Source organism: Skermanella stibiiresistens SB22, assembly GCF_000576635.1.
Taxonomy (GTDB): Bacteria; Pseudomonadota; Alphaproteobacteria; order Azospirillales; family Azospirillaceae; genus Skermanella; species Skermanella stibiiresistens.
In genome coordinates this window covers 144,457-159,992 of the sequence record NZ_AVFL01000010.1, presented here as the reverse complement: position 1 = coordinate 159,992, position 15,536 = coordinate 144,457, and the positions used below count along the sequence as shown (strand labels likewise).

Sequence of the window (15,536 nt, the reverse complement as noted above, 5' to 3'; positions counted from 1 at the left end):
GTGTCATATCCCAATAAGCTAGGTCAACAGGTTTTTTTAAACATTGTATATGTCTGCCCAATTTACGTCTGAGGGAACGATGGCTTCAGATACAGGCATTCGGTGAACATTTCAGCGAAGCTTTGGGCAAGGAACTCGTGGCTCGACGCTGGGTGAATTTCCAGGATCGAAGCGCTTTTGTCCACGCTTGATATCCAGCCGAAAATCTGGTAGAAGTGCATATCGTCACCTCATCTAGAGGTTGTGGATTGAAACCCTCAAACGTTGATCGAAGCAGATCATGTACAGTGTTAGGGGCGGACCCATTCATGGGTCCGCCCGGCACTCCGCGCCGATGCTTCGGTCAGCCGCCGCAAATCAGGCTTTTGGCGTCCATGTAGGTTGGATCATCCCAATCCAAGCCTTCGATATCATCGTACAAGTGCCCGTTATCCAGGACCGCGAATTGATCGCCGAATTCTTCGCATCGGATCAGCCGGACGGCTCCCGCGGCGGTCAGTTTTCGGCGCGAGTCACGCGGAACCTGGACGATGTATTGCTGGAGGGCGCGCGCGATGGCTCCGGGACGCTTCACGTAATTCAAATCATTCAGTAGCTTGTCGATGTCATCTTTCGCGGGCTTGTAGGGGACGATGATCGGAGCTTGCGAGTCCTTGATGATTTGGAACGCGTTGGCGATGTCGGCGAACGGGAAGTTCAGGCTCTTGCAGGTGACGTCCAGGCTCTTGAGGATTTTGGCGGCGTCCAGTCCGTCATGGGCTGTGCGCAGCCAGTATAGTTCTTTGAAGTAGTCCTCGATGGCGGCGAGGGAGAGCGGATCGTCGTGCTTGTCGAGGATCAGGCCGGCGGTTTTGGCGAATTCCGACAGTTCGGGCGGCGGTTTGTGGTTCTCGTGGTCGGCTGGCTTGAAGATCAGGACCTTGCCGAGTTCGGGCGCCAACTCGCCCTCGCGGTTGCAGCGGCCGGCGGCCTGGGCGATCGACTCGATGCCGGCTTCCGCGCGGAGGACAACGGGAAAGCTGATATCGACTCCGGCCTCGATCAGCGAGGTGGCGACCAAGCGCACCGGCCTTCCTTCAACGAGATCGGCCTTGATGTCAGCGAGGATGGCGCGGCGGTGGGCGGCGCAAAGCGAGGTCGTCAGCAACCGGGCGCCGGGTTGATCCTGGATCGCCCGGTGCAGGTCGCGGGCGTGGCGGCGGTTGTTGACGATGCAGAGGATTTGGGGCTCGGTCCTTAGCCGGGCGGCCAGCGCGTCGACCGTTTGCGGTTCCTTGATCCGGGTGAGGGTGACGCGCTTCAGTTCCTGGTAAAGGGCGAGCGGGTCGGGTGCCAGCTCGCGGACGTTCTCCAAACCTTGTTCGAATTGAAGACGCTTGAGGATGGCGGGTTGGGTCGCGGTGCAGAGCACGATCGAGCACCCGTAATGGGTGGCGAGTTCCCGGATGGCTTCCAGGCAGGGCAGCAGGAACTTGACGGGCAGCGTCTGCGCTTCGTCCAGCACGATCACCGAGCCGGCGATGTTGTGGAGCTTGCGGCACCGCGATGGCCGGTTGGAGAACAGGCTTTCGAAGAATTGGACCGCCGTCGTGACCACGATCGGCCAGTCCCAGTTCTCGGTCGCGAGTTGCAGTTTGTGGACGCCGTCCTTGCCCTCGTCATCCTCGCCTTTGCTTGGGAAGTTCTTCGGATCGAAGTTGCTGTGATGCTCCAGCACCGCGTCGTGCGGGGCCAAGGCTTTGCGGAATTCGCCGGCGGTCTGTTCCACGATCGAGGTGAAGGGGATGACGTAGACGACCCGGCGGAGGTCATGTTCCTCCGCGTGTACCTCCGCGTGTTTGAGCGCGAAGGCCAGCGACGCTAACGTCTTGCCGCCGCCGGTCGGGACGGTGAGGGAGAACAGTCCAGGTGGCAGCGTCGCCTTCTCCAGGACCGAGTCCAGCACCCGCGCCCGCAAGGCGTTGACCGGGGCGGGAGGGGTGCCGAGCTTCTGGGTGATGCCGCTCAAGTAGCTGGTCAGGCTGGCGCGGAGGGTCGCCAGTGGGATCGCGCAACCGCGATCGACGGGCTCGCCCTTCGCCTTCGCCGTGTAGGCTTCGGTCGCCAGACGGTCGGCGTCGATCAGGCAGGCGAACAGCATCCGCACCAGGAACGCCCGGCTGAAGCCGCCATACCCGCTGATCCGCTGCCACGTGGCCGGTAGAGCGGGGAGTTCAACGCCGGCTGGCAGGGCGGGGACGGGCTTGTCCCTCAGCCGCTCGGTCAACGGCGTGAGGCCGCCGCCCATGGCGAGACCGTTGGCGAGCCCCGCGTGGTGGCCGGCGATGGCGAAGGCCATCAGGCGGCCGACCTTCGCGCCGCAGTGCTTGGCGGCGTAGACCGCTCCGGCGGTGGAGTGATCGACGCTGACGCCCTTACCCCGGATGTAGCGTTGGAAATCGGGGTGGTTCTTGCCGATGTCGTGGAGCAGGCCCAGAGCCTCGGCGACTTCCGGGTGGCCCATTCGCTTGGCGCAGCCGGCGGCCAGGGTGCCGACCTTGATGAGGTGCTCGGCCAAGGGTTCCCATTCCCCCTCCACCCCGTCTGGCGGGGAGTGGGCGAAGACGGTGTGTTCGTTCTGATCCATGGCCGGGAAGGCTACTCCCTTCGCGTGTAATAAATACACTTTTTATATACATTTTAGCGATAGACCGATCCCCGAGGCGTCCGCCGGGTAGCGGGGACGCCTCCGGATCGGCTCGATTCCGTGCCGGCCGATTTTCGCGCGGAGGCACGGATATGAACAGGTGCGTTGGGGTTCGCAGGGGGCTGGCGCTGGGGCTGGGCTTGGCGCTATTCGGCATGGGCGCCGCGGTGGCCGCCACCTTGGATCCGGTGGACCCGGCGAAGCGGTATGTCGACGCGATCTCCGACGCGGCGGTGCCGACTCCGGCCGAGATCGACGATCGGCTGGTTTCCATTCGGCGCGACAACGCCTTCCTGCGGTGGGAGAGCGACGCCGCCGACGCCAGGGTCAAGGTGGTGTCGTGGATGTCGGAAAGCGCGTTCCAGCGGTTCTACTCGCAGCCGGAGGAGTTGCCGACCGACAAGTCGGCGCCACCGACCTGGGGCACCATCATGTGGGTCACGGCGGTGCCCCAGGTGCGGGACTTCTGCCGCGCGCTGGGGACGCGCGACGTGACGGCGATCTCCAATCGACTGCTCCAGCTGTTCGGGCTGCCGCCGACGGGGCAGAACGCGCGGTTCGTCGAGATGTGGGTGTCGCCCAAGGACATGCTGCGGCCTTGCCCGGACCGCGAGATCGACGACAGCCGGTGCGAGGTCAACGCGGCCAGCGACGTGGACGATTACCGCACCTGGTTCGTCGGCAACTACGCCAATTCCTATAGCGAGAAGGGGTTCCCGTGGACCCGGCTGGGCTACACCTACGACTGGGCTCCCGCCTCGGACACCGCCAACCCGAACAAGCCCCACGGCGCCAGCGAGTTCATCCTCCGCCCCGGCACGCCGTACACCATCACCGGCCGCTTCACGACGGCGGAATACTGCGGCCGCCCGGCGCGGTGAGGGAGTGGCGGCGCACCGCGGCCAGCGTCAGCAGCGAGGCCGCCAGCACTCCGGCGGCGCTGCCGGCGGCGATGCCGTCGAAGCTGCCTTCGTGGTCGATCAGCCAGCCGAACAGGCCGGGTGACAGGGCTGTGGATAGGACGCTGATCGAGACCGAGAGGGAGCGGATGGCTCCCAGGTGGCGGGTGCCGTACAGCTCGGCCCAAACGGCGGCGGTGATGATCGCGCTGATCCCGGCGGTGACGCCGGCCAGCGCCATGAAGCTGGCGGCGCCCAAGGGGTTGGTGGTGGCGGACAGCACGGCGAGCGCCGCCGCCAGGGGCAGCAGGTAGACCGGCATTAGGCGGACGGCTCCGACGCGGTCGATCAGCGGGCCGGCGGTCAGCGAGGTCGCGATGGTGGTTCCGGCGTAGATCGCGAAGGATGCGGCGAACAGGGTCGGCGCCCAGCCCTTGGCCTCTACCAGCGCGATCTGGTGGAAGAAGACGCCGGTGTTGATGAAGCCGGGAGCCAGCAGGGCCGGCAGCAGCAGGTAGAAACGCGGGTCGCGCAGCACCTCGGCGCGGGTCCAGTCACGCGGTGCGATCGGGCGGGAGATGGCGGCGGGAGAGGTGGCCGGGTCGGTTTCCGGGGAGTTGGCGGTGGCGGCGGCGATTTTCGCGGCGGTGGCTCGGGCGTCGGCGCGGAGCAGGGCCAGCAGCGACGGCACCACCACCACCAGCAATGCCGCGGCGCAGATGATCCAGGCGCTCCGCCAGCCCAGCACGGCCAGCGCCGCCACCATCAGGGTGGGGAGCAGGGCCTCGCCGGTCGGGTGGCCCAGGGCCACGAGGCTCAGCGCGGTGCCGCGTCCGGTGTCGAAGCGGCGGGCCATGGTGGTGAAGGCGGTGTGCGGCATCAGGCCTTGTCCCGCCAGCCGCAGGCCGAAGATCGCCAGCGCCAGGAAGACCGGATGGCCGGCCGTCGCCATGCCGACGCAGGCGAGGGTCAGCGCCAGGACGACGGCGGTGACGTAGCGGGGCAGGGCGACGGTGTCGATCCAGCGGCCGGCCCAGATCAGCGCCGTGGCGCTGCCCAGGGTGGCGATGGAGTAGAGCAGCCCGAACTCGCCGTTGGACAGGGCGAAGTCCTCGCGGATGTGTCCGCCGGACAGCGAGATGAAGAAGGTCTGGCCGAAGCTGGAGAACAGCGTCAGCAAGAAGCCGAAGGCGAGCATCCGCCCGTGGGCGGCGATGAAGGCGAGATAGCCCACGGGGCGGGGGTTCCTGGTTCTTCGGTTCTAGTGGCCGGCCGCGAGGTCGGCCGTGTCCTTGTCGTGGATAGCGATCTGGTCGTGCAGGGTGGCGCTGGCCTGGTTGAGGCCGATGACGCGCGCCTCGATCCCGGCGCGGCGGAACTTCAGCACGATCTTGTCGATGGCGCCGACCGAGGTGATGTCCCACAGGTGGGCGTGGGTCAGGTCGATGTCGACCCGCTCAAGTTCGGGCGCGTGCTCCTTTTCGCGGAAGTCGAAGGCGCTGGTGAAGCGGTCGGACGAGGCGAAGAAGATCTGGCCCCGCACGGTGTAGGTCCGGACCGTGCCGTCGGCGCCGAGCGCGCTGGTGACGGAGACGAGGCGGGCGACCTTGCGGGCGAAGAACAGCGCGCTCAGCAGCACGCCGATCAGCACGCCCAGCGACAGGTCGTGGGTGATCACCACGGTCGCGGTGGTCGCCAGCATCACCAGCGTCGAGCTGGTCGGGATGGTGCCGATGTCGCGGATCGACTTCCAGCTGAAGGTGCCGATCGACACCATGATCATGACGGAGACCAGCGCCGGCATGGGGATTTGCTTCACCCAGTCCTGCAGCACCAGGATCAGGAACAGCAGCACCGTTCCCGCCGTGAAGGTGGAGAGCCGGCCGCGGCCGCCCGATTTGATGTTGATGACGGACTGGCCGATCATGGCGCAGCCCGCCATGCCGCCGAACAGGGGAGAGACGATGTTGGCGATGCCCTGGCCGCGCGTCTCGCGGTGTTTGTCGCTGCCGGTGTCGGTCATGTCGTCGACGATCGAGGCGGTCAGCAACGATTCCAGCAGGCCGACGATGGTCATCGTGATGGCGACCGGCAGGATGATCCGCAGCGTTTCGAGATTGAGCGGCACGTTGGGGAAGGCGAAGGCGGGCAGGGCGTTGGGCAACTCGCCCATGTCGCCGACGGTGCGGACGTCGGCTCCCGTCGCGATGGCGACCGCCGTCAGGACGACGATGGCGATCAGCGGCGAGGGCAGCGCCTTGGTTACCAGTGGCAGCAGGTAGATGATGGCGAGGCCGGCCACGACGATCGCGTAGGTCTGCCAGCCCATGCCGATCAGCTCCGGCAATTGAGCCATGAAGATCAGGATCGCCAGCGAGTTGACGAAGCCGGTCATGACCGAGCGGGACACGAACTTCATGTAGCGGCCGAGCCGGAGCAGGCCAACCGCGATCTGCAGCACTCCCGTCAGGAGGCTGGCGGCCAGCAGGTAATCGAGCCCGTGCTCGCGCACCAGGCCGAGCATCAGGAGCGCCATGGCGCCGGTGGCGGCGGAGATCATGCCAGGCCTGCCGCCCACGATCGAGATGGTGACCGCGATGCAGAACGAGGCGTAGAGGCCGACCTTGGGATCGACGCCCGCGATGATCGAGAAGGCTATGGCTTCGGGAATCAGCGCCAGAGCCACGGCGATGCCGGCGAGAAGGTCGCCTCGGATATTGCCGAACCATTCGGCACGGAGGGTCGGGAGCCATCCGGCTCGGGAACTGGAAACTCGGGTTGTCATGGGTATGCCGGGTGGTGCGGCCGGGTTTCCACCCGCGTCGAGCGGGGAAACAGGGCGGTTCTGGACAGGGCGGGACGGAGCTTCGCCTGCTGTCAGGGCGGATTGTCATGGAACGGCATGACCGGCTTGTAACACCGATCATGCCATCGGACAACCCGCCGGTGCTTTACTCGGCCGCGTGGCGGTAGGGCGGCGAGGGCGCCTTGACCGCCGTCGGCTGGTGGGGATCGTCGTCCTCCTCCTTGGGGCCGACGAAGCGGCCGAGGAAGCCGCCGACCCGCTCGGAGACGCCTTCCATGATGGTGTAGAAGCTGGGCACGAAGATCAGGGACAGCACGGTCGAGACCAGCAACCCGCCGATCACCGCGATCGCCATGGGGGCGCGGAACTCGCCACCGTCGCCGGCTCCCATCGCGCTGGGCAGCATGCCGGCCGCCATGGCGATGGTCGTCATCACGATCGGCTGGGCGCGCTTGCGGCCGGCGTCGATGATGGCGTCGATCCGGTTCATGCCCTTCCGTTCCTGCTCCACCGCGAAGTCTACCAGCATGATCGCGTTCTTGGTGACGATGCCCATCAGCATCAGGATGCCGATCACCACCGGCATGCTGATCGGGTTGCCGGTCAGCAGCAGGGCGATGATCACGCCGCCGATCGACAGCGGCAGCGACAGCAGGATGGTGATCGGCTGGAAGACGTTGTGGAACAGCAGGATCAGCACGCCCAGCACCATCAGCAGACCGGCGCCCATGGCGGCGGCGAAGCCGGCGAAGACCTCGCCCATGATCTCGGCGTCGCCGCTCTCCTGGATGCGGGTGCCGGCCGGCATGTTCTGGACCTCCGGCAGCGCCTTGATCCGCGCCAGCGCGTCGCCCAGCGTCAGGCCACCGGTCAGGTCGGCGCCGATCAGTACCCGGCGCTCGCGGTCGTAGCGCTCGATCGAGGACGGACCCTGGCCGAACGTGACGTTCGCCAGCGACATCAGCGGCACGGCGTAGCCCGCCGAGTTGGGCACCGCCAGCGTCTCGATCAGGCGGAGGTCGTGGCGGGCCTGGGTGTCGAGCTGGACCCGGATCGGGATCTGGCGGTCGCCCGCGTTGAACTTGGCGAGGTTGGCGTCGACGTCGCCGATGGTGGCGACCCGCACCGTCTCCGATATCGTCTCGGGCGAGACACCGAAGCGGGCGGCCTCGTCCAGCCGGGGCGTCACGCGGATCTCGGGACGGTCGAGCCCGGCGCTGGCGGCGGCGTTGGAGAATCCGGGCTGGCGCCGCATCGCCGCCTCGATCGAGGCGACGGCCTCGCTCAGCGCGTCGCCGTCGTTGCCCATCACGGTGATCGACAGCTCGCGCTCGCCCCGCTCGTTGACGTACCAGGCGCGGATGTCCGGGATGTCGGCGAGCCGTTCGGAGATCTGGGCCTCGACCTGCTTTTGGGTCAATTGGCGCTCGCCCTTGGGCGTCAGCATGACGTAGAGCGCCGCCTTGCGGATCTCGCGGTTGCCGGTCGGCGTCGTGCCGCCCATGGTGAAGACCGACTTGACCTCGGGCATCTGGCGCAGCGTCGCGGCGATCCGGTCGGTGGTCGCCACGGTGTCCTGGAGCGTGGCGCCGGGGGGCAGCTCGACCGAGACGACGGTGCGGGCGGCGTCCTCCGCCGGGATGAAGCCGGTGGGCAGCAATCCCGTTGCCCAGATCGACGTCGCGAACAGCCCCATGCCGACCAGCAGGGTCAGGAAGCGGAAACGCAGGGTGACGCGGAGGAAACCGGTATAGGCCCGCATGATGGCGCCGTCGCGCTCCGGCCGGGGCGGGTGCGGCCGCATCAGGTAGGCCGCCATCATGGGCGTTATCAATCGGGCGACCAGCAGCGAGAACAGCACGGCGACCGCGACGGTCAGGCCGAACTGCTTGAAGTACTGGCCGGGGATGCCGCCCATGAAGCTGACCGGGGCGAACACCGCGACGATGGTCAGGGTGATCGCGATGACCGCCAGGCCGATCTCGTCGGCGGCCTCCATGGCGGCGCGGTAGGGCGACTTGCCCATCCGCATGTGGCGGACGATGTTCTCGATCTCGACGATGGCGTCGTCGACCAGGATGCCGGTCACCAGCGTGATCGCCAGCAGGCTGACCAGGTTGAGGGAGAAGCCCATCATGCTCATGACCCAGAAGGTCGGCACCGCCGACAGGGGCATGGCGATGGCCGCGATCAGCGTGGCGCGCCAGTCGCGCAGGAAGATGAACACGACGACGACGGCCAGCGCGGCGCCCTCCAGCAGGGTGCCCATCGCGGCTTCGTAGTTGCCCTCGATGTAGTCGACCGTGTCGTCGATCAGGGTATAGGTCACATCGGGCTGGATCGCGGAGATGCGGGCGAGTTCCTCCTCCACCACGCGGCCGACCTCGACGTTGCTGGCGCCCTTGGAGCGGAACACGGCGAAGGAGACGACCTGCTGCTGGCCGTTCAGCTTGCCGAAGGCGCGCGGCTCCTCGTAGCTGTCGACCACCTCGCCCAGGTCGGACAGGCGCACCTCGCGCCCGCCGGGCAGCACGATGCGGCTCTGGCGCAGGCTCTCGATGGTGCGGGCGCCGGCCAGCGTGCGGATCGCCTGCTCCTGGCCGCCCAACTCGCCGCGTCCTCCGCCCAGGTCGATGTTGGTGGCGCGGAGCTGGCGGTTGACGTCGGCGGCGGTGATGCCGAGCGACATCAGCCGGTCGGGGTTCAGCTGGACCTGGATCTCGCGCTCGACGCCGCCGATCCGGTCGATCCGGCCGACGCCCTTGAGGCCCTGCAGCTTGCGCTTGACGACATCGTCGACGAACCAGGACAGCTGTTCCAGCGTCATGCCGGGCGCGGAGGCGGCGTAGCTCTGGATCGCCTGACCCTCGACATCGACCCGCTCGACGATCGGCTCGTCGATGGTGCGCGGCAGGTCGGTGCGGATCTTGGCGATGGCGTCCTTGACGTCGTTGACCGCGCGGTCGGTGTCGACCTCCAGCCGGAACTCGATCGCGGTGACGGAGCTGCCGTCGGTGACGGTCGAGGTCACGTGCTTGACGCCGGTGATGTTGGCGACCGCGTCCTCGATCTGCTTGGTGACCTGCGCCTCGATCTCGGACGGGGCGGCGCCGGATTGCGTCACCGCGATCGAGACCACCGGCACGTCGATGTTGGGAAAGCGCGTGATCGGCAGCGACTGGAACGAGACGATGCCGAGCAGCATGACGACGGCGAAGAAGACCAGCGCCGGGACCGGACTGCGGATCGACCAAGCGGAGATGTTGAGCGACATGACGCGGGGGCTCCGGCTCTTATCTTCTCAGGGGGCTTCTCAGGGAACGCTGCTGGTCTGGACGGGGAGCGCGGTCGGCGGCAGCGGCACCGGCGTCACCCGGTCGCCGTCGCGGACGAAGGTGCCGGAGATGGCGATCACGTCCTCGCCGGGGTTGAGCCCGGTGCGGATCTCCGCCTTGCCATCGGCCTTGAGGCCGACGGTGATGGCGCGTGTCTCCACCACGCCGTCGCGGACCACCTGGATGACGGCGCCGTCGTTGCGGTTGAGCACGGCGGACAGCGGCACCAGCGTGCCGTCGCGTCGGTCGACCTCGACGGCACCACGCGCGAAGGCGCCGATCGCCAGACCGGGAACGCGCTCCACCGAGACGCGGATGCGGCCGAGACGCGAGGTCCGGTCGATCTCGGGCGAGACCAGCCGGACGCGGCCGGGCACCAACTCCTCCATCCCGGCCGGGCGCACCTGGGCCGGCTGGCCGACGCGCAGGCGGGCCAGAGCCGTCTCGGGAACATCGGCCTGGACCTCGATCGTGCCGTTGCCGATGATCTTGAACAGCGGCTCGCCGGCGGAGGACACCAGCGCTCCCAGCCGGGCGTCGCGCCGGCTGACGATGCCGGCGGCCGGCGCCTTGATCTCGGTGCGGCCGATGCGGACCTCGATCTCACGTTGCTGGGCGTCGGCCAGTTCCCGGTCGGCCTGGGCGAGGCGCAGCGCGTCCTCCGCCACGGCGACGCGGGCCTTGGCCACCAGCGCCGCCGCCTCGCGCTGCTCCAGGGCTTCCAGCGAGGCGTTGCCGCGGTCCTGGAGCGTGCGGACGCGGTCATAGGCGAGGCTCGCCTGACGGGCGTTGGCGTTGGCCTCGGCGATCTGGTTGCGCGCCTGGGCGATGGCGGCGGCGGCGCGGGAGATCGCGGCGGCGTTCTGGGCCGCCTGGGCGTCCAGCATGTCGCGCGACAGGCGGGCGAGCACTTGGCCGCGGGCGACCTCGTCGCCCTCCTCGGCCAGAAGCTCGATGATCGCCAGCCCGTCGATCTCGGCGCCGACCATCACCTCGTCGCGGGGAACCAGGGTGCCGGTCAGCAGGATGGTCTCCACCAGGGTGCCGGGCTCCGCCTTGATCACGCTGACGCTGGGCGGCTTGGGAACGGCGGCGGCGGCGGGGCTTTCCGCCTGGGCCGGGGCCGCGAGGGGGAGCGGCGACAGGGACAGGCCGAGCAGGGCCGCGCCCAACAGCAGCTTGCCAGTCAACCAGAGGCGATCGGGTGCTCGGAACATGGTCAAGGCCTTATGCGGAAGGGGTCGGCTGGAGGGAAGGTAGCGTGTCCGCGTTACCGGTGTAGGCTTTTACGGCCGTTGCCGCCCGTGCCGCGGCGGGAGGCCGCAGGAAGCGTTCCAGCAGGGTGTCGAGCGCCGTGTCGACGCGGTCGTCGGTCATGAAGTCGGCCATCGGCCGGTGGGCGATGATGCCGTCGCCCAGCGCCATCAGCAGACGCACCGTGACGTCGACATCGATCCCAGCGTCGACGAAGCCGCGCTCGATCCCGCGCCGGAGCGCCGCGGCGCAGGCGGCGTGGGCCTCGTTGATGTTGCGCTCGAACATGGCGCGCATCTCCGGATTGCGCAGGCTCTCGGCGATGATCTCGGTGCACAGCGCGGGGGCGTCGCGGCCATGCATGTCGCGGAGGAAGGCCCGGGCCAGGCAGGCGAGGCCGCGCACCGGGTCCTCCGTCCGCTCCAGGATCTCGAAGACGGCGGCGTTGCGGACGCGGTCGGCCTCCGCGATGGCGGCGATGATGGCTTCCTTGCTGCGGAAGTAGCGGTAGAGGTTGCCGGCGCTCATGCCGGCGTCGGCGCAGATGTCCTGCATGCTGGCCTTGTGGAAACCCGACCGCGCGAAGCATCTCATCGCGGCGGCGAGGATCCGCTCGCGCTGAGCTTCCCGCGCGTCCACCGGTGCCGCGATCTCGTCCCTGACGCCCTGAACCATTACCGTCGCGCTGTCCATGTGCATGAGAGTGAACGTTCATTCACTCCAGATCTACGCCGATGGCCACGGAGCGTCAAGCGGGATGATGGGCATACCGGTGAATGGAAAAAGGCCGGCGCCTGGGGCGCCGGCCTGGATAGGGGTCGTACTTTGACTGAAGCGCCGGTTACTGGGCCAGCGCTTCCTGGACGCTTTCCGGCACGAGCACCTGATCGATGCCGTGGATGAAGCCGTTCCCGGTGCGGATATCGCCGACCGTGATCGCGGCGGGGGTCATCTCATGGCGCTCGGTGGTCCGGGCCTGTGTGGTGGTGGGCGTGGTCGTGGTGGTTGGCGTGGCGGACGGAGTGGTCGTGGCCGTTTCCGCCGGGGTCCCAGCCATCGTCGTCCCGCTCATGGTGGTTTCCGACTGCCGCAGCGGCAGCAGCGCGTCGTTGACGGCAAGCTGGGTGGCGCTGCGGTCGTTGGCCTGCGCCGCGGTTCCGGCTCGGCCCAATGCCGCGTTCGCCCGCTCCAGCGGCTCGCGGTTGGGAGCCTGCGCCTGGGCGAGGGCCCTGTTCAGCGCCTCACGCGCGGTGCCGATCTGCTCCTGGACGGCCTGCATCTCCTGATTGTCGCCGCGCAAGGCGGTGTCGGCGTTCTCCAGGGCGACGCGGGCGTCGCGCAGGTCGGTCGACGGGGTGGCCATGGACCCTGACGCCGGGGTCGCCGGTGCCGGGGTCGCGGCGGTCTGCGCCGGGGTGTCGGCGACGGTGCGTGATTCGACCGGCGTCGTGCTGGCGGGCGCCGAGGCGGTCGAGCTGGTGCCGGTCTGGCTGTGGGCGGGCGGCAGCGGATCGCCGGTGTGCAGGCGCGGCCTCCCGTTGGTCATCGACACGTCGATCGGGTCGCCGCCCATCGCCTTGATCTCGGACGGGATCTGGTTGGAGGCGATGCTCTGGTTCTGGACCACGTGCTGGGCCAGGATGGCGCGGAGCTGGTCACGGCCCTCGTCGCTGTTCAAGCGGTCGCGGACGCTCTGGGGCAGGTGGTCGAACGCGGCGTTGGTCGGCGCGAAGATGGTGTAGGGGCCGGACTGGCTCAGAGTCTCGACCAAGCCGGCGCGCTCGATCAGCCCGACCAGCGTGCTGAACTGCTTGTTCTCGCGCAGCGCCGCCACGACGTTGTCCGCCTGGATGGGAGCCTGCCGGGGATCCGCGCTGGTCCGCGCCGTGGCGCTTCCCTGCCCACTGGGACCACCGAGGAAGGCCGGCGCGGGCGTCACCTTGGTGGTCTGCTGGCCGCCGGGGATCTCGCGCTCGATCTCGACGAGGGTCTGGCGGCAGACGGAGATGTTGCCGGCGCTTTGCGCCTCGCGGGCGCGCTCGATCCTCAACTCAAGCTCGGCCTTGCGTTGGGCGTTCTGGATCTTGTCGACCCGATTGGCGACCTCGCCGACGTCGAGCTGGGTGCAGGAGGCGGGCTGGAGCGGCTGGCTGGAGGAAGTTTGAGCTTGAACCGAACCCATGGTGCCGGTGGTGAGCGCGATCACCGCCGCGCCGAGCATCAACCTGTTCATATCCTCATCCTTCGCGATTTGTTTCTTGACAAATATCGAGCCTTCAGAACGAGACAACACTTGGCGGACGGGGGGAGTTCCGCCGTTTTGGTTGTTAACGACGAAATTTGATCAACCGAATTGTTCCCGAGCGGCCTCGATTTTGTGGAGTCGGCATGTCCAGGACGTGTCAAACCAGGGTTGGCTGAAGGTAAAGAACATCAAAGCGTGCGCACTGGTCCGTCGATTTCGAATTAAACGCGATGACAGGCATATGATCGTAAGCTAAAGAATTACATTATTTACACAATTAAATTTCTAATTGATCCGTTCGGGCGGCTGGGCGGTTATCGACGCCGAGGCCGAGATTTGAGAGTGGTCCTCCCCCCGCGCTCCGCTGGATCCGCCAGGTAACCGCGGGAACCAATGCTCCGAACCCATTCGCCGCCGTCTTCGGCCAAAGGAGAGTCATGTCCGAAATCGTCAAGTATGACGTCGTCAAGTTCGACCCGGCCACCAACGAGGTCGTCTTAAGCCACAAGGGGAAGTCCGAGACGGTCGTCATCGACAAGGAACCCGGTTCCACGTCCGCCCTCGTCGTCCAGGGGCGGGTCGAAATCCTCCAGGATCTCAATCTCGACACGGTGCTGACCAACCTGGAGCGGACCGGCGACCTGCTCAACCTCGCCTATAACGGGGTCGCCGGCTACAAGGCGGGCGTCCTCCAGGCCAAGGTTTCCCGCCTGCTCTATGACCTCGCCGGCGTGTGCAGCGACTGCGCCAACACCATGCTGACGTTCCAGGCCAAGTCGAACCTGATCCTGGGCAACACGCTCAAGACCTATCGCTATCTGCTGAGCGGCAAGGAAACGCTCGCCATGAAGCAGATCGAGCATTGCTGCGCCGCCGCCGACGAGATGGCACGCTACGCCGACAAGCTGGCGAAGACCTTCGACAAGATGGCCGACGACACCCAGACCGTCCTCGAGGACACGCTGATGGCGCGCGGCGAGGAGTTCGAGAGGAACGAGGCGATCAAGCGGCAGCTGGCCACCATGGACACCGACCTGAAGGTCGTGAAAACCAAGCAGGCCGAACTGATCAAGGCCATCAAGAGCGCCCAGGACCTCTACAACGAGGCGAAGGAGAAGGAGGAGGTCGAATCGAAACGCGCCTTCGCGCTTCAGATCGCCTCGGTCGTGGTGTCCGGCATCGGCGCCGGCGTTTCCGCCTTCGTCGCCGTCAAGAACCCGCTCGGCGCGGTGATGTCGTCTGGCGGGTCGAAGCCGGACACCACCAAGGATGACGAGGCGATCAAGGAGGCCAAGAAGGAGCTTGAGACCAAGCGCGAGGAATTGACCAAGAAGAACGAGGAGGTCGAGAAGACCCGCGTCGAGGCGGAGCAACTCAAGACCGCCAGCGCCACCAAGCGCAGGAAGGCGAACAAGCTGAAGGCGGAACTCGCCGCCGCCGAGAAGGACACCGGCGTCAAGCCGGAACAGACCGCGAAGCTGAAGGTGGAGGCCGAAGCGGTCGAGGAGGACGCGAAGGAATCCGAGACCAAGGCCGCCACACGCGAGAAGGACCTCGAACGGCTCCAGAAGCAGGTGGAGAACCTTCAGCAGGCTGCCGAGAAGACCGCCGACCGGCTGGCCCAGGCGGGCGACAAGACGCAGGCGAGGGCGGACGCCGCCCGGTCCGAGAAGCTCAAGGCGCTGGACAACAAGCTGGACCTGGAGGAGCGCAACCGGCAGGCCCTGGTCTCCATGGTCGAATACGCCGAGAAGATCAAGAACACGGAGATCGACAAGCAGACGGTGGAGGCGGCCGTCGCCTCGCTGACCACCGCCATCGGCGCGCTGAAGCAGATCGCCGTGGCGCTGATCACGGCGCGCGACTTCTGGAATTCCATGGCGGAGTATTGCCGCCGCACCATGGAGGGCGAATACATTCAGAGCGTGCGCGACTACATGGATACCCTGAGCAAGGAGGAGCGGCTCGAGATGTACCGCGATCCCGAATTCATTGGTCAGGCTGTGATCTACGCCGCCCGCTGGAAGTCGCTGGAATTGGTGTGCGGCGAATATTACGACGCGGCGACCCGCGCCAAGCTCAAGGTCCACGGACACATGGAGGCCAATCCCACCATCGAGGAGTCGCGCCGGCTCGCGGCCGGGATGGCCGGGACCTTGAAGAAGGACGCCGAGGCCGACATCGCGCGCATCACCGAGAAGAAGGCGCGGATCACGGTCGAAAGGCAGCTCACCGAGGCGCGCGCCGCCTGAGCTTTGACCTGATCCGCCAGCCGCGCGGCGGCACCGGCCGATCCGGGCCGGTGCCGCCG

Annotated in this window: 9 protein-coding genes; 2 read left to right on the top strand and 7 right to left on the bottom strand. The window is 67.2% G+C overall.

Features of this window, described 5'->3' with window-relative positions:
- Positions 1-343 precede the first annotated feature (343 nt).
- A complete protein-coding gene (locus N825_RS15475; RefSeq protein WP_037453453.1) occupies positions 344-2,626 on the bottom strand; it encodes a CRISPR-associated helicase/endonuclease Cas3 in 2,283 nt (760 codons plus the stop codon).
- Between the two features lie 152 nt (positions 2,627-2,778).
- Here N825_RS15475 and N825_RS36555 point away from each other — a divergent pair, with 152 nt between their 5' ends.
- Entirely contained in the window at positions 2,779-3,567 is a 789-nt protein-coding gene (locus N825_RS36555) for a hypothetical protein (RefSeq protein ID WP_051512417.1), read from the top strand.
- Here N825_RS36555 and N825_RS15465 read toward each other — a convergent pair.
- The 6 genes from N825_RS15465 to N825_RS36550 form a co-directional block, all read right to left on the bottom strand.
- The gene (locus N825_RS15465) at positions 3,530-4,819 is read right to left on the bottom strand and encodes an MFS transporter (protein ID WP_037453450.1); all 1,290 of its coding nucleotides are present in this window, start codon (positions 4,817-4,819) and stop codon (positions 3,530-3,532) included. The two genes, N825_RS36555 and N825_RS15465, sit on opposite strands and share 38 nt — an antisense overlap.
- A gap of 27 nt (positions 4,820-4,846) precedes the next feature.
- Positions 4,847-6,370 carry a SulP family inorganic anion transporter gene (locus N825_RS15460; RefSeq protein ID WP_051512416.1) on the bottom strand — a complete coding sequence of 508 codons (1,524 nt, stop codon included), beginning with the start codon at positions 6,368-6,370 and terminating at the stop codon, positions 4,847-4,849.
- Between the two features lie 166 nt (positions 6,371-6,536).
- Entirely contained in the window at positions 6,537-9,665 is a 3,129-nt protein-coding gene (locus N825_RS15455) for an efflux RND transporter permease subunit (protein WP_037453447.1), read from the bottom strand.
- A 39-nt stretch (positions 9,666-9,704) separates the two neighbouring features.
- Positions 9,705-10,943, bottom strand: a complete 1,239-nt coding sequence (locus tag N825_RS15450; protein WP_084164771.1) for an efflux RND transporter periplasmic adaptor subunit — start codon at positions 10,941-10,943, stop codon at positions 9,705-9,707.
- 10 nt (positions 10,944-10,953) lie between these two features.
- The gene (locus N825_RS15445) at positions 10,954-11,679 is read right to left on the bottom strand and encodes a TetR/AcrR family transcriptional regulator (RefSeq protein WP_084164761.1); all 726 of its coding nucleotides are present in this window, start codon (positions 11,677-11,679) and stop codon (positions 10,954-10,956) included.
- A gap of 142 nt (positions 11,680-11,821) precedes the next feature.
- A complete protein-coding gene (locus N825_RS36550; protein ID WP_051512414.1) occupies positions 11,822-13,213 on the bottom strand; it encodes a fasciclin domain-containing protein in 1,392 nt (463 codons plus the stop codon).
- A gap of 449 nt (positions 13,214-13,662) precedes the next feature.
- Here N825_RS36550 and N825_RS15435 point away from each other — a divergent pair, with 449 nt between their 5' ends.
- The gene (locus N825_RS15435; RefSeq protein WP_037453444.1) at positions 13,663-15,477 is read left to right on the top strand and encodes a hypothetical protein; all 1,815 of its coding nucleotides are present in this window, start codon (positions 13,663-13,665) and stop codon (positions 15,475-15,477) included.
- Positions 15,478-15,536 lie beyond the last annotated feature (59 nt).

Bases quoted from the DNA above. Each gene is read 5' to 3' on its own strand.
- N825_RS36550 (WP_051512414.1), bottom strand. From the start codon at position 13,213: ATGAACAGGTTGATGCTCGGCGCGGCGGTGATCGCGCTCACCACCGGC.
- N825_RS15445 (WP_084164761.1), bottom strand. From the start codon at position 11,679: ATGCACATGGACAGCGCGACGGTAATGGTTCAGGGCGTCAGGGACGAG.
- N825_RS15435 (WP_037453444.1), top strand. From the start codon at position 13,663: ATGTCCGAAATCGTCAAGTATGACGTCGTCAAGTTCGACCCGGCCACC.
- N825_RS36555 (WP_051512417.1), top strand. From the start codon at position 2,779: ATGAACAGGTGCGTTGGGGTTCGCAGGGGGCTGGCGCTGGGGCTGGGC.
- N825_RS15460 (WP_051512416.1), bottom strand. From the start codon at position 6,370: ATGACAACCCGAGTTTCCAGTTCCCGAGCCGGATGGCTCCCGACCCTC.
- N825_RS15455 (WP_037453447.1), bottom strand. From the start codon at position 9,665: ATGTCGCTCAACATCTCCGCTTGGTCGATCCGCAGTCCGGTCCCGGCG.
- N825_RS15475 (WP_037453453.1), bottom strand. From the start codon at position 2,626: ATGGATCAGAACGAACACACCGTCTTCGCCCACTCCCCGCCAGACGGG.
- N825_RS15450 (WP_084164771.1), bottom strand. From the start codon at position 10,943: ATGTTCCGAGCACCCGATCGCCTCTGGTTGACTGGCAAGCTGCTGTTG.